Here is a 16,625-nt window from a genome sequence, read left to right on the forward strand (position 1 = left end):
CCCACAGTCTCCCTACACCACCATCCACTGCTGGGGCAAAAATAATCTTTCGTAGGTCATCATCGCAAACCTGTCGGTCATCCCTGCAACAAAGTCACAAACCATCCTGTGCTTGTTCAGCTTCTTTTCAGCTGGAATATCCTTAAAGACCTCTTCAATATGTTCAAGGTAATATTCATACAAATCGCCAAGTATCTTTTTTGCTTTCCTGAACTCTACTTTCGTAGTATCGCTCTCATACACACGCTCATAAAGAAAATCCCTGAGCATATATGTTGCTGATGATACCTCAGAGCTCATAGAGAGCTTTTCAAAGTCTGTTTCGAGGGATTGATATATGAAGTCCTTTACCATTCTGTCTATTCTTCCGGAATGTGTATCTCCGAGAATAGTTGCAATCTTTTTGGGAATGTCGGTTCTTTTTATAACCCCTGCCCTTATCGCATCGTCAAGGTCGTGGTTGACATAGGCAATGATATCCGAGACGCGCACTACCTGCCCTTCAAGCGTCTCTGCCCTGTCTGCCTTTGTTTCAGGAATAATCATTCCCTTGCCCTTTGAATGTTTTACAATGCCGTTCCTTACCTCATAAGTGAGATTCAGTCCTTTCCCGTTCTGCTCAAGAAAATCCACTACCCTCAGGCTCTGTTTATAATGGTCAAAACCTTCGGGATGTATTTCCCTCAGTATTGCCTCGCCTGCATGTCCGAAAGGTGTATGACCGAGGTCGTGGCCGAGCGCAATCGCCTCCGTTAAATCTTCGTTTAATCTCAATGCGCGTGAAATAGTCCTTGCAATCTGCGACACCTCAAGCACATGGGTGAGCCGTGTCCTGTAGTGGTCGCCTTTAGGCGCAAGAAAGACCTGTGTCTTGTGTTTTAATCTTCTGAATGCCTTTGAATGGATAATCCTGTCACGGTCTCTCTGAAAGCAGGTCCGTATCTCGCCTTCTTTTTCAGGCTTCATTCTGCCTTTGCTGTTTGCGCTAAGACATGCCTTTGGATGAAGGGTCTTTCGCTCAATCTCCTCTGTCTGCTCACGAATGGTCATAACTCACACAATATACAAAAACCTCTGCTTAAACTCCATCACTCTCATATTTGCCGCGGCTGCTATTTTCTTTATATTCTCAGGCTTGAAATCTTCCTTCTCCAGCCTCATCATATATTCCCTTCCGACAAGATACGGTTCAGAGGTTATGTCAACGTATCTCATCTTCGGCTTTCCTGTCTCAGGCTCAAACATCTCACAGAAAGGCACTGATTTAAGTTTGCCCTCGTAAAACACTATCATGGAGCCTGTGCCTCCCATTAAAAGAAATTTCACGGCGCCGTATCCGAGGTTTCTTGTATATTCAGCATCAAACGGAATCGGGTTTGCAGCCCTGAGTTCATACCCTATGTTTTTATCAACAATTGTGACTTTTATACCCCGGCTTTCAAGACTTTTATTCACAAGCATCTTCATCACCCTTCCAAGCTGAATCTCTGATAGCCTCACCCTGCCTGTCTCATCCTTCTCAACGCATTCATGCCTCAGAAGCTCTTCAGGAGCAAACTTGTTTGCAATCCCCTCTGCGAGCACTGCAACACCGTAATCTTTGCCTATCGAAAGCCTCTTGATGATAGAGCCTTCAAGTATGTCAGCGACTTTTTTAAATGAAAGCTTTTCTTCCTTAAATTCCTCGGGGATTAACGTGACTGTTGCTCCTGCCGCCTTCCCTATGCCGAGCGCAAGATGTCCGGTGTACCTGCCCATCGTTGTCACAAAATACCATCTTCCTGTTGCCCTTGCATCTTCAAGGATGTTTTCTACGATTTCAACTCCCCAGTGCCTCGCAGTCTCATAGCCGAATGTCTGGATTCCGCCGGGCATAGGCAGGTCATTGTCTATTGTCTTTGGAACATGGACAACCGCAATGCTCCCCTTTGCCTCTTTTTCTATCCATCTTGCCATGTAGAGAGTTCCTTCGCCGCCGATTGTAATAAGATACCTTGTCTTTAGTGATTTCAGCGTTGACATGAGAACCCTGAAACGCTCTTTAGCTTTTTCAGGAAAATCTCTTGATGTTCTAAGGATTGAACCGCCTGTGATGTGAATCTTGCTTACATTATCAAAAGTAAGCTCTAAAGCCTTCTTCTTATCTCCTGCAAAAAGGCTCTTGAATCCTCCGACTATGCCGATGACCTTCTTGCCTTTCTTTATAGCCTCAATCGTAGCAGCGCTGATAACGCCGTTAATGCCCGGCGCCGGACCTCCGCCTACGATTATTGCAATTGTCTCTTTCATGTGATATGCCTTGCAGAATTAATCGTGTCCATATTACTACGCTGTTGCTGAACCCTTTGAGCGATATTAGAGAATTTTTGATAACAAATCTCGGCGAAGTGGAAGATAAGCAATTTCAACTGTTTGAGCCTGTCAGCCCCTCGGCTGATTCGCTGGGGCGAAAAAGGCGAGTTTTGAAATTGCCTGCAACGAGCCATAGATTTGTCAAAAAGTCTCTGCAGATAGCGAAAGGGGTTCAGCAATAGGCACACTTTCATTTCTATAGTTCTTTCCATAAAAACTCAGGAATCTCTTTCCTTACATTCATAGGTTTTACCGTCCTGTTGACTATCTCCTTTGTATTCCCGACTTTCAGCTTATCAAACAAAAGCCCGAACCTGTCCTCAAGCTCCTTTATTATCGGGCCTTTTACTTCTGACGGCAAGTTCCACCACTTTTTCTTTAAAGGGCCGAATCCTTTCTTCCTTGTACTGTATATAAACTGCTCTTCTGTCTGGCCTTCTTTCCATTCCTTTGCGTATTCTGTTTTTATGAACTGATATATTTCATCCCTGAATTCTGAAGGCATTGACTTGCTGTCATACATGATATTTTGAAACCCTGTTGCAAGATGCACCTCTGATGTGCCTGTCTCCGGAAACATGTGGAACGCCTCTTCAGGCAGTGTTGATGCTCCGTGCTGAACACATCCTGAAAGTCTGTATTCTTTCCTTGCCATGTCAGACAACGTTCTCAGAGTTTCAAAATCAATCTTTACCTTTGCGAGTGTGCCGTCAGGAAGCACAACTCCACCATGGGCTGTGCCTGTCTGAACACTGAGCTTGCTCAATCCCTTGCCCGCCTTAAATGTTTCCTTAAATCCTTCAAGATATGCCCTGAGTTCATCAGGGTTGCTGTTCTTCCCTCCTATCTCTCCTATCTCTCCTCCGATTGAAATATCAAAACCCTTCGGTTGAATTCCCCTGATATACGCCCCAAGCTCTGCTGTCTTTTCAAAATTCGGCCTCTGCTGTTCTTTGGTCGTCGGCCTTTCAAGGTCAACAAGCGTTGAAGAGTCAATATCAATGTTATAAAACTCCGCTTCTATCGCCTCTTTTATCAAGCCTTTCACATAGTCTGTTTCAGGTTTCGGGTCAGCAAGGTAGTTTTTTCTTACAAGCTGGAAATGGTCGCCCTGTATAAACACAGGCCCGCTGAATCCTTCGTTTACGGCAGCGGCAAGCACAACAGTGGAATATTCAAGCGGCCTTTGTTTTGTATAGCCTATCTCTGAACGAGCAATCTCAAGTATGACTGCGCCGACATTCATTGCATTTGCCTTTCTGAATATTGCCTTCGCAGTGTCATAGGTAAGCCCCCTGATATTGATTGCAGGCACGGTAAAACCCGGATAGCTTCTTCCCATTTCTTCATAGAGTCCCTGTATTGATGCGGGAAAAGAGCCTGCTGCCTTTGCAGCCTCTTTTATTAGAAGAAAAAGCGCAATCTGCCTGTCTTTATCTTCGGTGAATACCGCTTCATATATAAGCTCATCCATTACTTTTTTCAGCCCTGCTTTATCTTTCAATTCCAGAATGCCATTATTGACAGAGAGAATGCCCTTCAGTTCTTTTAGATTCATTTTATCCTCCTGTGGATTTATGAAATAAATTATTAACTACGTTAAAAGTCAGCAGATCATTCCGGAGCCAGTTTCGGTACGCCTTCAATATTTGAAAGTATAATCGCCGTTTCTTCATCAAGTTCCCCTGTCTTCCCGAGCCCTTCCCTTTCCTGAAATTTCATCAAGGCCTGTTTCGTCCTCGGCCCTAATTCCCCTGTCGCAGGATAATCGTACAGGCCGCGCGCCTTTAACTCCTGCTGGAGCAATAAAATCCTGTTATTGCCTCTATATCGATTTTTGTAAAATACCACTCCACCTGTAATCATATTCTTGAATGTTTTTAGCGGCAGGATATTCTTTCCTTCCCTTGGGTCTATCAGCATTGCATCATTTCCCACAACCCATCTGAGAACCACGCACTTGTTTGTCTTCCCATGCTTCATATAGAGGATAGACGGCATATTGAATTTCACCGCCTTATCAATGTCGCTGCCGAATTTATAAACAGAAAAACCTCTCTTCGCCGGCTCCTTATCAGCCTCAACGCTGCCTTTTAAATCCTTTTCTCCCCAGATGTTCAGGAGATTTAATGTGCAGGCTGCCTCAAAAAGTTCTTCATTGGATACCATATATATACCATCGCTTATGAAAAAACCACCCTCTATTTTCACCCCTTTTAACATACTGCTAATCTTCTCAAAATAACTGTCCTCTCTGGATACACTGCCGTATGCAAGTATTACAATAAGAAGGAATATGGATACTCCTATTATTACAGGCTTTAAAAAATCTGTTGTTCCTTTGCTGTCAGGGGAGCTCAAATCCCTTACAGCCTTTCTCACCATGCTGTTATCAATATTGATATTTCCTTCTGAATAGGAAAACAGCAGCGTCCTGTCACAAGCAAGGTTAATAAGCCGCGAGATACCGCGGCTGTATTTATAAATACGTCTTATGCCTTTAGGAGGGAATGTTATCATTCCGCCGCCTGCAAGCCTCAGCCTGTGATTTATGTATATAGTTGTATCATCGCGGCTTAACGGCTCAAGATGGTATCTGACGGCAATCCTCTGGTCCAGTTGTTTCAGCGGCTCGCTCGCAACAATCCTCTTTAACTCCGGCTGGCCGACAAGAATCACCTGAAGCAGTTTTTTTGTATTGGTCTCAAAGTTTGATAGAAGCCTGATAAACTCAAGGCTTTCAAGGCTCAATTCCTGCGCCTCGTCTATTATGAGGACTGCCTTCTCATTTTTTGAAAATACGTCCAGCAGGAAATTGTTCAGCGCCTCAAGATGGTCCTTTTCTGTACTGCCTGCGGCAGTGACGCCAAAGTCATTATTTATAAGTTTGAGAAGCTCAAGAGGGTCAACCTTGGGATTGATTATCAGAGAGGTATGAGTATCATGGCCCAGGGTATTAAGGAGATACCTTATCAATGTCGTCTTTCCGGAGCCCACTTCTCCCGTGAGCATAATAAAACCTTTATTCTCTGAGATGCCGAAATTCAGATGAGCAATTGCTTCCTCATGCTTCTTGCTCATGTAGAGAAACTTAGGATTAGGCGTCAGGCCGAACGGCTCTTCCCTGAAACCGAAGAATTTATTGTATATCAACCCTGCTCTCCTTCCTTTTCTTTTCCTTATCTTCCTCTGTCTTTTCTTTAATAGTTACATCCCTTGCAAAGTCAGGACACCGTAGATCTTTGCCTGAGATGGAAAATTTTTTCTTGCATGTTTCCCTCCATGCACAGACTGCACATACATCCATTACCGCTCCTCATTTTCTGTCATTCCGCACTTGATGCGGAATCCAGATTCTCTGTTTTCATGGATTCCTGCTGGAGTTTATCCCGTACCTTGATACGGGGCAGGAATGACATAAAGCAAATCTTTATTATTTACAGCCTTCAAGCCCTCTCTTTTATGCTTGTCCTGAAATGCCAGCTTAACACCTTTTCTATGTTGCCTGCAACGCTGTCTTTAGAGTTTATTATAAAGGTTTTATTCCATATCTGGAAGAGTTCTTTTTCAATCCTCGTAACAGGAGGGGGAGAGGGGAACCTTTTTCTCAATTCCTCCTCAAACATCGGCACAATCTTATCTTTCATTCTCAGTTCCGTATCCATGAAAAATACCGCTATTTCAGGGGAAAGGTCCAAGGTCCTGTCAAGAAAGGCGGCAATCTCACTGTTATAAATCTGTTTGGGAGGAGAAGACTTCACCTCCATATACAGGATTGAGCCGTCAATCTTCGCAATGACGTCATAATCACCGCCTACTCCCGGCCTTTTGAATTTTACTCCCCATACTGCCTCAGCGGCAAATTCCCTTCTGAAGATTTCGCAAAGGAACCATTCAAGCGTCTCGCCAAAACTCTTTATGCGCCTTTTTATCAGCCTGAAGCCATCGCCTGCCGGTTCAACCACCTTCACAGAAAGAAGAAAACCAACATAGGCCTCCGTTACGCCGGACGCCGCATATCTTGTGACCTGCTCTTTCGTAAAATATTCCTGATGCTTTATCACATCTCTGATAAAAAGGCGGAAAGAGTATTTTTTCAGCATTTCATAGAAATCATCAAGGAATCTCTTTGCGGGAAGCACAAGGTCTGCTGACGGCTCTTTTTTGTATATTCGGAATCCGCGGCGCTTAAGAAGCGCCTCAAGTGACGGCGTAAGTTTGGAAAGTGTCTTCCTTAATCTCTTTACCTCGCTGCGCAGGGCATGGATTTCTTCATCATCCATTCTATCTGCTCTATTTATCAGCTATAAGCTTGAGTGTTACTCTTCTGTGGCGGGGGCCGTCAAACTCGCAGAAGTAAACTGCCTGCCATGTGCCGAGAACGAGCCTGCCCTCGTCAATAATAACAAGCTGTGATGTCCCGATAATGCTCGATTTTATATGCGCATCGGCGTTTCCTTCCCTGTGGGAGTAATTCATCTCCTGCGGGACAAGTCTGGTCAATGCATTCTGTATGTCGCGGTGCACTGAGGGGTCTGCGCCTTCATTTATTGTTACCGCCGCTGTTGTATGAGGCACATAGACATAGCATATTCCGCTGACAATTCCTGCCTCTTTAATGACCTCATTAACCTTTTCAGTTATGTCAATAAATTCGCTTCTCTGGCTGCTTCTTACATTTATATATCTAAGCACCTATCCTCCACTCAACAATTACTAAGGAGTTCATAAAAACCCCAATTAAACGCCCGTTTCTGTCATGCCGGCTTGTCCGGCATCTTTCTTAAAGAAGGATTCCCGACAAGCGGGAATGACATGCAAGCGGCTTTACTTATGGTCGTATTAGCAAAGTGCAGATGTCTGTTATAATTATACCTGAAACAACAGCACAAAAAACTATGGTAAATTACCACAAAACATGGCGTCTTATCAATTCGGGTCCGGGCAGCGCATCCTGCAACATGGCGCTGGATGAGGCAATTGCTATTTCTGTCAGAAAAGGCAGTTCGCCGCCTGCACTGAGGCTGTATTCCTGGGACAGGCCCTCCGTAACTCTTGGCTGCTTCCAGAAAATCAGTGACATAGACACCGAATACTGCCGTGATGCATCAATCCCGGTTGTAAGAAGGCCCACCGGCGGAAGGGCAATACTTCACAATAAAGAACTTACTTACAGCTTCTCTGTAAAAACTGATAATGATTTATTTTCGAAAGGCATCTTTGACAGCTATAAAAAAATAAGTGCGGCTTTTTATCTTGCCCTCTCAAAGATAGGTCTTTTGCCAGAATTAAAATTAATCAGGAAAACTCGTCACTTGTCACTCATCACTCGTCACTCAAAAAGCCCGCTATGCTTTCAATCGGCATCTTATGGCGAGATAACCATTAACAGCAAAAAAGTGATAGGCTCCGCGCAGAAACGCTGGACTGACGGACTTTTGCAGCAGGGCTCAATACCGTATTGCATTGACGAGCCCGAAGTATTAAAAATCTTCAGGCTTCGCTCTATTCGGGATATAAAAGACACAATGGCAGGACTTATTGAGGCGGTCCCGGATTTAAGCGATGAAAAGTTCAGGAATATAGTAAAGATTTCTTTTGAAGAGGCATTCAATATAGAATTTATCTCATCTATTCCTTCTCAGGAAGAGGATATCCTGGCTCAGAAGCTTGATTCTGAGAAGTATCGGACAGAGGAATGGAATTTCCGGAAACAGGTTCAGTCCCTTCCGCCTGAGGCGGAGGCGTTTCAGAGAGCTTAACCTCAGCCTCTGTATGACAATAATATATAAATATTACGGCAACTATAACCAGCCCTAAATAGCTCTGAACCGCATAAGAAACAATCTGATATGGGATAGCTATTATAGCGCCGATTAGAGGTATCAGGCTAAACGGCGTTCCAAGAAGGAGAAGAAAAAAAGTTGCAAGGAAGTATCCTCCAAAAACAAGACAATAAAGCCATAATGCGGCAGGGTTGCGATATAGATATTTTATGGTGTCTTTTGTAGCCTGCCACGGCCCTGTTCCCTTAAGGACAATAGCGGCAATCCCATACAATGTAAGGGCAATTGAGGAAATAATAAGAGCAAGTCCTATGCAGAACAACAAAAGTGAAAGGAATATCCCCAAGACAACAGCCAGTGTCGTTTCATACCCTTTGGCGATAGATATGATAACTCCTATTCCTCCTGCAAAAACACCAAGAACAAAGGCAACCCCTAAAAATATAATTCCTATTATCGCAGTGAATCCGGCCAGCGGCCAAAAAAGCCGTTTACCCTCGGAAAAAAAGGTATTCATATTAAATCTGGCGGCGCTGTTCCTTACAGCCCTGCCTATCATGCCCGCGGAACCTCCAAAAACATAAAGTCCTACCGAAGCCGCAACAAATAAATAGACAACAAAACTCACCACCAGCACAATAATGAATCCGAGATATTTTGTTATGATTTCCGAGACATCCTTCATCGTCCCGAGGAGATTTTTTAGCTCTGTCATCTCTGTAAAGTCAAGTCCGAATATCACAAAGGCGACTGCAAGCGGGATACCGACAAATACAAAAAACCCTATGCAGTTTACAAGCATCATGCCAAATTGAATAAGCACAAGCTGCCAGTTCTTGTTTATAAGTTTAAATCCGTTTTTTATCGCATCGCTGTAGGTCATGATTTTTATATTTTACACTAATTGACGAAATAGTTTACAAACAATTATACTTTTAACAATATAAGATTGCCACGCTGGAGCCTGCCCTGAACGATAAAACGAGATTGCTTCGCGACGCTCGCAATGACAAAAGTGAAGGGGCTCGCAATGACAGAGAATAAACGGCTCTTAATGAATGCCGTTAGGGGTTTTTTAAGATGAATGCATCAACAAAAAAGACAATACTCAAGATTAGCGGAAATTCTGTCACAAAGGCAGATGACGCGGTAGCCGTTGAAAAGAGGCTGAGAATACTTATAAACAGGGAAGAGGTTATAAGCCTTTACTGCACTCCTTTTATGATAAGAGAGCTCGTGGTCGGCATACTCATGACAGAGGGTATTATTAAAGGTGAATGGTGCGCTGACAGGATGAGCATAGAATACGGTGATGATATTGTTGTCAACATAAATTCAGCAGACGCAGTCATCCCTAAAGAGAACAGGGTTATAACATCAGGCTGTATAGGCGGTATCACATTCGTAAAAAAAATGGAGAATGAAAAGATAACAGATGAATTTTCAATCGAGGCAAAGAGTCTTCTCAGCATCTTCAAGGAATTTCAGCTCCGCTCTGATCTTTACAGGCTTACAGGCTGTGTTCACAGCGCTGCGCTTTCAGACGGCAGGCATATTATTGCATTCGCAGAGGATATAGGAAGGCATAATGCGGTTGACAAGGTCATAGGATACTCCGTGCTTGAAAACATAGGGCTCGCAGGAAAACTGATGCTCGCAAGCGGAAGGCTTTCATCTGAGATTGCGTCAAAATGCTCAAGATGGGGCATCCCGATAGTTGCAAGCAGGACCGCGCCAACGCATCTTGCGATTGAGATCGCAGAATTAAGGGGGATTACGCTTGTCGGATTTGTCCGGGGGGACAGGCTCAATGTTTATACACATCCGCAACGAGTTAAAAGTTAATAGTTCAAAATTAAAAGTTAAAAGTTTTAAAACTTCACACTCTCAACTTTTAACTCTTAACTTTATATAACATGTTTTCATTTGAGGCGCTAATAAACAGTATTGAAGACGCCATTGTTCTGTTTGACAGAAAGGCTGTGATAAAATTCGTGAACAGAACCGGTGAGGAGCTTTTAGGGAAAAGCCTGAAAGAAGTAACCGGGAAAAAGCTAAAAGAATTAGAATTATTTTCGGAAGAAAAAACCATAGCAGGATTGATAAGGAAGTCCATATCTGAAGAACGTTCTTTCAGCGGCAGGGGGGTAAATATAAACATCGGCAAAATGATAAACGCTGACTTTAACATCTCACCATTTTTTGTTCAGGGAGAAACTCAGGGCGCGGTCCTTTCGCTTAAGGAAAACACCGCCATCGTCGAGAGAGAAGATTATCAGTTTGATTCCCTGATATACCTTCTCGGCACTTTAGCCCATGAGATTAAAAACCCTCTCGGAGGCATAAAAGGAGCGGCGCAGCTCCTGCGTGAAAGGACACAAACAGAAGGTATTGCTGAATACACTAATCTTATAATCAAAGAGACGGACAGGTTGAATTCAGTACTGCAGAATTATCTGACAATTTGCAAAAAACCGTCATTCCACTCGCTTAATATCCATGAGGTCTTAGAAAAGGCATTATCTATCATGGACCTTCCAATGAAAGACAAGGGCATCGTCTTGCAGAAAATGTATGACCTGAGTCTTCCAAAGGTTATGGGAGATGAAGGGAAACTGCTTCAGGCATTTCTGAATATAACCAAAAATGCCATAGAGGCGATGAAAAAAGGAGGAAGCCTGACAGTCCTGACAGGCGTATCAAGAGAATATGTGCGGCAGAAGGGCAAACCAAAACGCTGGGCTGTCACTTCCGTAAAGGACACCGGCGGGGGAATTCCTTCCGAAGATATACCAAAAATATTTCTTCCGTTCTATACTAAGAAGAAGCACGGAACAGGCATAGGGCTTGCCCTGTCAAAAAAAATTATCCTTGACCACAAGGGATTCATTAAGGTTGAAAGCCATCTTGACAAAGGAACCACATTTAATGTTTATATACCTTTTGTCGCAGACTCGTAGAGAGGGGAATAAGAAACGCTAATGAGCAAAGAAGTTCTGATAATTGACGATGATGAAAGCATAGCGTGGGTCATAGAGAAGGCTCTTGAACCGCAGGGCTACAAGATCGTCTCGCATACAAAACTCTCTTCAGGCATGAAAGCCGTAAAAGACGGGCCGCAGGTCGTATTGCTTGACCTTATCCTTCCTGACGGAAACGGCCTTGACGGACTCCGCGAAATTAAATCATCAAATCCCGAGGCAACAGTGATAATGATAACAGCTCACGGGAAAATGGAAAGCACAATAGATGCGATGAAAGAAGGCGCTTATGACTATATTGAAAAGCCCTTTGATATTGAGGAACTCAAGATAGTCGTTGAAAAGGCATTTAAGGACATGGCTCTGAGGGAAGAACTCAAAAAGTTCAAGGAGACAGAGGCAGAAGCGCCTGAGATAGTGGGAAGAAGCGAAAAGATACTTAAGGTATTCAAAGAAATAGGAAGGGTTGCAGCAAAGGACATCACAGTTCTCGTCACAGGCGAAAGCGGAACAGGCAAAGAGCTTGTTGCAAAGGCAATACACCACAACAGCAAAAGAAGTTCCGGCCCTTTCATTGCCATAAACTGCGCCTCAATGCCAAAAGACCTCATTGAGGCAGAGCTTTTCGGATGGGAGAAAGGCGCATTCACAGGGGCCAAAGACAAACGCATCGGAAAAATAGAATCAGCAAGCGGCGGCACATTGTTCCTCGATGAGATATCGGAACTTGACATGAACCTTCAGGCAAAACTTCTGCGGTTTTTGCAGGACAATGAATTCAGTCCTCTTGGGAGCAACAAGGTGACAAAGGCAGACGCAAGGATAATAGGCGCAACAAACAAAAACCTGAAAGATGCCGTAAGCAAGGGGTTATTCAGGGAAGACCTTTATTATAGATTTAATGTTGTGCAGATTAAACTGCCTTCATTAAGAGACCGCAGGGAAGATGTCCTTCTCCTCGCAAAGCATTTCCTCAAAGAGGCGCAGAAAAAATTCAATACAGGCCAAAAAGACCTCTCAAAAGAGGCAAAAGATTTCATAGCCAAGTATGACTGGCCCGGCAATGTCAGAGAGCTGGAAAACACAATAAAAAGCGCCTGTATCCTGTCAAACGGGACGACAATAGAAAAGCGCGACCTCCATGTGGAGGAAGGGAATTCTTATTCAATAAAGGAATTCCTTGAGGATAAATTAAAGAGATACCTGAAAGACATAACACAGCTTGAGACAGCGAACTTGCACACAACTGTAATGTCCGAGGTTGAAAAGGCTGTGATAAGTATTGTCCTGAAAGAGACAAAGGGCAATCAGCTCAAAGCAGCAAAAACTCTCGGCATTAACAGAAACACGCTGAGGACAAAGATAAAAGAGTATAAGATAAAATAGCAAACATTCCCCCTTGCCCAAACCTGCCTCAGCACTTATAATGAAAACAATGATGCGCACAGGTCATTGCGAGGAATAAAATGACGAAGCAATCTCAGAGCAGAAAGATTGCCACGCGGAGTTTATCCTGAGCGTAAAGGCAAGATTGCTTCGCCTTCGGCTCGCAATGACAGAAAGCGAAGGGCTCGTAATGACAAGGGACACTGATTTATGAACAACGAAAAGATTCTCATAGTTGAAGACGAAAAGAAAATATCTGACATCGTAAAGTCCTATCTTGAAAGAGAGGGCTTCGATGTCACTACTGCCGAAACAGGCAGGGAAGCGCTTAAGTTAATTAAAGACAGATTTGACCTCATAATCCTGGACCTTAAACTCCCTGACATTGAAGGAGAAGAAATCTGCCGTTCAATAAGAGGAATATCCGATGTCCCGATAATCATGCTCACTGCAAAAAGCTCAGAAGACGAAAGAGTGAAAGGGCTTGGAATCGGCGCCGACGACTACGTTATCAAACCTTTCAGTCCGAGAGAACTCGTTGCAAGGGTAAAGGCACATCTGAGGAGAACAAAGAAAGGAGAGAAAAAGGTTCTCTCTTTTAACAAAGGCATCCTTATAGTAGACACCACTTCAATGGAGGTTAAAAAACGAGAAGCGCCTGTTTCCCTTACCACAACTGAATTCAGGATACTGCTCTGCCTTGCAGAAAGGCCCGGCGCTGTCCTGAACAGGCTCCAGCTTACGAATACGGTTCAGGGATATGATTTTGAAGGCTATGACAGGGTCATTGACGCACATATAAAGAATATCAGGCACAAGATAGAGGATAACATCCAGAAGCCTGTTTTCATAAAAACTGTTTATGGGGCTGGATATAAATTTATAGGGGTGCGGGATTGAAGACATTTTCGGTGTCATTGCGAGGGACAGAGTCCCGTGGCAATCTCAAAGGGATGGGATTGCTTCACTCCGTTCGCAATGACAGAAAGGGCATGCTAACTTGAAAACAAAAATATTTCTCGCCTTCATAGCAATAATCCTGGCAGCGCTTTTTTCAAACTTCATCTTTGAATGGCTGATAATCAGGGATTTTGACAATTATGTCAGCGGAGTGAGGGAAGACCAGTTTTACTGGACCCTTGCATCTGTTGAGGGAAGCTATTCTGACGGGAAATGGAACAAGGGCTCTCTCTCTGAATCCATACACTGGGCCATGATGCTCGGACTTAACGTGAAGGTTCTTGATAATGCAGGGAAAGAAATCATCTCATCTCACGAGGTGATGGAATCCCTTTCTGAATCCATGAAGCGAAGAATGGATGAGCACTTCCATGTTCACGCGCACGAAGCAGAGGGAAAATTCACTGACTACCCGCTTTATGCAAAGGGCAAAAAAATCGGGACGCTTCTTTCACAGCCATTTCAAAAACAGGAGATACAGGAAAAGGAATCCATATTCAAAAAAAGGACAAAAAATTTCCTTTATGTATCGTTTCTGATTGCAGGCGGAGGCTCGCTGCTTATAGCCTTCCTTCTGAGCCGCTATCTTTCAAAGCCGATAATGAACTTAAAAATGGCAGCAGAGAAGATTGCAGACGGAGATTTCATGGTAAGGACAAGCGCCTCATCCCATGATGAGATAGGAAAATTGTCAGCAGCTTTCAACAAAATGGCAGAGTCTCTTCAGAGGGAAGAGGAACTCAGGAAACATCTTTTTTCCAATATTGCGCATGAACTAAGAACACCCCTGACAATCCTTAAGACCCATGCAGAGGCTATAGCTGATGGAGTGATAGAAAGAGAAAAAGGACTGGAGAACATCAAAAACGAGATTGACAGGCTGATAAAGCTCGTCAAAGGCATAGAAGATATTACGATGGCAGAGGCGAGTTTTTTTACTAAAGGAGAGACCGCAGAGATAAACCTCATGGAATTTCTCTCTGGAATCTGCGATGAGATGCTTCCTGCATTTAAACAAAAAGGACTTGGGATAAAGATTCTAAGGGCAGACGGCCTTCTTATTTCCACAGATATTGAAAAACTTGAAAGGATAACAAGAAACATAATCTCCAATTCCCTGAAGTTCATGGAAAAAGGCGGTGTCCGTATTGACTACGGAACCGAAGGAGAAATGTTCTTTATTGAGATAAGAGATTCAGGCAGGGGAATACCTGAAAACGAGATTCCTTTGATATTCAACCGTTTTTACAGAGGGGCCAAATCAGATACCGAGAGTCTGGGGCTTGGCCTTGCAATAGTCAAGGAGCTCGTTGAAGTGATGGCTGGCAGGATTGAGGTAAAAAGCACGATAGATAAAGGAACGACATTCAGGGTGTTCCTGCCGATAAAAGGCGCCTGAGAACAGCGCCCAATGAACTACCCAGCGGCAAGACCGCAGGGTATCTAAATCAAAACAACTTTAGTCATATGTCGTCATTCCTGCGAAAGCAGGAATCCAGAAAAAGAAAAAACTGGATTCCGCATCAAGTGCGGAATGACAGAAATAAGGAGCCCCAGCCTCCTTGTAAGTTTTCGTTTCAAAAAATCTCTCCATAATTTTTCTTTTCTCTTCATAATTCCTTCATTATTGAATGCTATGTTTTAACCATGACAAAATGGTTATTCATAGTTGCCCTGAGTGGAATTCTAACAGCCAATATCCATGCAGAAACGAAAAAAGAGGAGCCGGAGAAAGGCGTTACACCCTATGGCGTTTCATGCCCCATCTGCGGTGAATACGGGTATTGTAAAAAAGAGGTAAAGCATGAAGAGGCAGTCAAAGCGCTTGAAAAATATTACAAAGAAAAAGGGATGACTATTGCCATAACGAAAAAAGAAGGACGGTTCATAGAGGCAGAGATTTACAAAGACAAGGATTTAGTTGACAGGGTTGTCCTTGACTGTAAAACAGGAAAGATAAGATCAATATATTAGAGGAGGTGAGTTTATGAAGTGGAATGTATTAACAGCGTGGGTGATTATTATCGCAATGACTTTGCTGCTCGGTTCTGATATAGCGGCAGCCCAGACCATCAAGAAAGACGAATCTCTGAGAATGGGGGAAAAAAGACCCACCCTTGATCCAAACATCTTTTCCGATAACGCTAAAATAAAAAAGGCGTATCAGATTGCGAAAGAGATCCCATGGGTTCTTGACAGCATTTACTGCTATTGCTATTACGAGGAGTCTCCGGCATTCAAACATAAGAGCCTTTTAAGCTGTTATGTTGACAACCATGCAGCGATGTGAGACATTTGCATGGGGGAGGCCCTGCGGGCTTCCGAACTTTACAAAAAAGGCTATTCTGTTAAAAAGATAAAGGAAATAGTTGAAAAGGAATACAAGAGATAAAGGAGAAAAGTCTGTCATTCCGTGCTTGACACGGAATCCAGACATGGAAAGATACTGGATTCCCGCTTTCGCGGGAATGACAAATTATAGGAGGAAAAATATGAAAAGATTGGCTGTATTTACATTGGCGCTACTTTTGGTTGCAGGAGTTACTTATGCAGCGGAACAGGCAAATACCACTGAGCAGGTAAAAAAGGCAGAAGCAGTTGGGAATAAAATCTGTCCTGTAAGCGGCGAAAAAATTGATGAAAAGACGAAAGCAACATACGAATACAATGGCAAAATCTACAATTTCTGCTGTCCGATGTGCGTTGAAGAGTTCAAAAAAGACCCTGAGAAATATAATGGTAAAAATAAACAATTGGAGGTAAAATGATGAAAAAGTTTGCTGTATTCAGTTTAATCATGCTTTTAATAGCGGGCATTGCTTATGCAAAAGATTATGAAGTAAAGAAAAAGGCAGGGGAATACGATGTGGAGATAAAAATCGACAAAAACCCGCCTGTAGTGGGCGACAATAATATCACAGTAGAAATTAAAGATGCATCGGGTAAATATGTGACCGATGCAAAGGTGAAGGTTGAATATTCCATGCCTGCCATGCCTGGTATGCCTGCCTCGAACTACAAGACAGACACAGAACTCAAAGGCTATGAATACAAGGCAAAGATGAATCTCTCCATGTCAGGTGCGTGGAATGTCGCAGTAAAAATAACAAGGAGCGGTAAAACCACAACGGTAAAATTCAATGCGGATGCGCACTAAGAT

At 43.4% G+C, this 16,625-nt stretch carries 17 protein-coding genes; 10 read left to right on the forward strand and 7 right to left on the reverse strand.

Going from position 1 to position 16,625, the window contains the following annotated elements; genetic code table 11:
- Window positions 1-12 precede the first annotated feature (12 nt).
- From HY035_04685 to HY035_04715, 7 genes are all read right to left on the reverse strand, one after another.
- Window positions 13-1,050, reverse strand: coding sequence for a deoxyguanosinetriphosphate triphosphohydrolase (locus tag HY035_04685; GenBank protein ID MBI3377685.1), 1,038 nt, complete (start codon window positions 1,048-1,050; stop codon window positions 13-15).
- A gap of 3 nt (window positions 1,051-1,053) precedes the next feature.
- Complete coding sequence (locus HY035_04690; GenBank protein ID MBI3377686.1) at window positions 1,054-2,289, reverse strand: 6-phosphofructokinase; 1,236 nt, start codon at window positions 2,287-2,289, stop codon at window positions 1,054-1,056.
- 259 nt (window positions 2,290-2,548) lie between these two features.
- Complete coding sequence (locus HY035_04695) at window positions 2,549-3,910, reverse strand: class II fructose-bisphosphate aldolase (protein MBI3377687.1); 1,362 nt, start codon at window positions 3,908-3,910, stop codon at window positions 2,549-2,551.
- Window positions 3,911-3,966: 56 nt separating this feature from the next.
- Entirely contained in the window at window positions 3,967-5,505 is a 1,539-nt protein-coding gene (locus HY035_04700) for an AAA family ATPase (GenBank protein MBI3377688.1), read from the reverse strand.
- Window positions 5,492-5,659, reverse strand: coding sequence for a hypothetical protein (locus HY035_04705; protein MBI3377689.1), 168 nt, complete (start codon window positions 5,657-5,659; stop codon window positions 5,492-5,494). Before HY035_04705 ends, HY035_04700 begins: the two co-directional genes overlap by 14 nt.
- A 139-nt stretch (window positions 5,660-5,798) precedes the next feature.
- The gene (locus tag HY035_04710; protein MBI3377690.1) at window positions 5,799-6,635 is read right to left on the reverse strand and encodes a hypothetical protein; all 837 of its coding nucleotides are present in this window, start codon (window positions 6,633-6,635) and stop codon (window positions 5,799-5,801) included.
- A gap of 10 nt (window positions 6,636-6,645) precedes the next feature.
- Window positions 6,646-7,047: a YjbQ family protein gene (locus HY035_04715; GenBank protein ID MBI3377691.1), complete on the reverse strand. Its 402-nt coding sequence runs from the start codon at window positions 7,045-7,047 to the stop codon at window positions 6,646-6,648.
- 161 nt (window positions 7,048-7,208) lie between these two features.
- Here HY035_04715 and HY035_04720 point away from each other — a divergent pair, with 161 nt between their 5' ends.
- The 10 genes from HY035_04720 (at window position 7,209) to HY035_04765 (ending at window position 16,622) form a co-directional block, all read left to right on the forward strand.
- Window positions 7,209-8,114 (forward strand): lipoate--protein ligase family protein, encoded by a 906-nt coding sequence (locus tag HY035_04720; protein MBI3377692.1) that lies wholly within the window; start codon window positions 7,209-7,211, stop codon window positions 8,112-8,114.
- 1,104 nt (window positions 8,115-9,218) lie between these two features.
- The gene (fdhD, locus tag HY035_04725; GenBank protein ID MBI3377693.1) at window positions 9,219-9,983 is read left to right on the forward strand and encodes a formate dehydrogenase accessory sulfurtransferase FdhD; all 765 of its coding nucleotides are present in this window, start codon (window positions 9,219-9,221) and stop codon (window positions 9,981-9,983) included.
- Window positions 9,984-10,054: 71 nt separating this feature from the next.
- Window positions 10,055-11,098 (forward strand): PAS domain S-box protein, encoded by a 1,044-nt coding sequence (locus HY035_04730; protein ID MBI3377694.1) that lies wholly within the window; start codon window positions 10,055-10,057, stop codon window positions 11,096-11,098.
- A 21-nt stretch (window positions 11,099-11,119) separates the two neighbouring features.
- On the forward strand, window positions 11,120-12,505 hold the full coding sequence (locus HY035_04735) for a sigma-54-dependent Fis family transcriptional regulator (protein ID MBI3377695.1): 1,386 nt from the start codon (window positions 11,120-11,122) through the stop codon (window positions 12,503-12,505).
- Between the two features lie 210 nt (window positions 12,506-12,715).
- A complete protein-coding gene (locus HY035_04740) occupies window positions 12,716-13,405 on the forward strand; it encodes a response regulator transcription factor (GenBank protein MBI3377696.1) in 690 nt (229 codons plus the stop codon).
- A 100-nt stretch (window positions 13,406-13,505) separates the two neighbouring features.
- Window positions 13,506-14,864 (forward strand): HAMP domain-containing histidine kinase, encoded by a 1,359-nt coding sequence (locus tag HY035_04745; GenBank protein MBI3377697.1) that lies wholly within the window; start codon window positions 13,506-13,508, stop codon window positions 14,862-14,864.
- A 248-nt stretch (window positions 14,865-15,112) separates the two neighbouring features.
- Window positions 15,113-15,439 carry a hypothetical protein gene (locus HY035_04750; protein MBI3377698.1) on the forward strand — a complete coding sequence of 109 codons (327 nt, stop codon included), beginning with the start codon at window positions 15,113-15,115 and terminating at the stop codon, window positions 15,437-15,439.
- A 13-nt stretch (window positions 15,440-15,452) separates the two neighbouring features.
- Complete coding sequence (locus HY035_04755; GenBank protein MBI3377699.1) at window positions 15,453-15,755, forward strand: hypothetical protein; 303 nt, start codon at window positions 15,453-15,455, stop codon at window positions 15,753-15,755.
- Between the two features lie 202 nt (window positions 15,756-15,957).
- Window positions 15,958-16,233, forward strand: a complete 276-nt coding sequence (locus tag HY035_04760) for a YHS domain-containing protein (GenBank protein ID MBI3377700.1) — start codon at window positions 15,958-15,960, stop codon at window positions 16,231-16,233.
- Window positions 16,230-16,622, forward strand: coding sequence for a FixH family protein (locus HY035_04765; GenBank protein ID MBI3377701.1), 393 nt, complete (start codon window positions 16,230-16,232; stop codon window positions 16,620-16,622). Before HY035_04760 ends, HY035_04765 begins: the two co-directional genes overlap by 4 nt.
- Window positions 16,623-16,625: the final 3 nt, after the last annotated feature.

The sequence above is a fragment of the Nitrospirota bacterium genome, from assembly GCA_016195565.1.
Lineage (GTDB): Bacteria > Nitrospirota > Thermodesulfovibrionia > Thermodesulfovibrionales > UBA1546 > UBA1546.

Coding starts and splice junctions, on each gene's coding strand:
- HY035_04720 (MBI3377692.1), top strand. CDS start 7,209: ATGTCTGTTATAATTATACCTGAAACAACAGCACAAAAAACTATGGTA.
- HY035_04690 (MBI3377686.1), bottom strand. CDS start 2,289: ATGAAAGAGACAATTGCAATAATCGTAGGCGGAGGTCCGGCGCCGGGC.
- HY035_04685 (MBI3377685.1), bottom strand. CDS start 1,050: ATGACCATTCGTGAGCAGACAGAGGAGATTGAGCGAAAGACCCTTCAT.
- HY035_04705 (MBI3377689.1), bottom strand. CDS start 5,659: ATGGATGTATGTGCAGTCTGTGCATGGAGGGAAACATGCAAGAAAAAA.
- HY035_04740 (MBI3377696.1), top strand. CDS start 12,716: ATGAACAACGAAAAGATTCTCATAGTTGAAGACGAAAAGAAAATATCT.
- HY035_04735 (MBI3377695.1), top strand. CDS start 11,120: ATGAGCAAAGAAGTTCTGATAATTGACGATGATGAAAGCATAGCGTGG.
- HY035_04710 (MBI3377690.1), bottom strand. CDS start 6,635: ATGGATGATGAAGAAATCCATGCCCTGCGCAGCGAGGTAAAGAGATTA.
- HY035_04755 (MBI3377699.1), top strand. CDS start 15,453: ATGAAGTGGAATGTATTAACAGCGTGGGTGATTATTATCGCAATGACT.
- HY035_04750 (MBI3377698.1), top strand. CDS start 15,113: ATGACAAAATGGTTATTCATAGTTGCCCTGAGTGGAATTCTAACAGCC.
- HY035_04730 (MBI3377694.1), top strand. CDS start 10,055: ATGTTTTCATTTGAGGCGCTAATAAACAGTATTGAAGACGCCATTGTT.
- HY035_04695 (MBI3377687.1), bottom strand. CDS start 3,910: ATGAATCTAAAAGAACTGAAGGGCATTCTCTCTGTCAATAATGGCATT.
- HY035_04765 (MBI3377701.1), top strand. CDS start 16,230: ATGATGAAAAAGTTTGCTGTATTCAGTTTAATCATGCTTTTAATAGCG.
- HY035_04760 (MBI3377700.1), top strand. CDS start 15,958: ATGAAAAGATTGGCTGTATTTACATTGGCGCTACTTTTGGTTGCAGGA.
- fdhD (MBI3377693.1), top strand. CDS start 9,219: ATGAATGCATCAACAAAAAAGACAATACTCAAGATTAGCGGAAATTCT.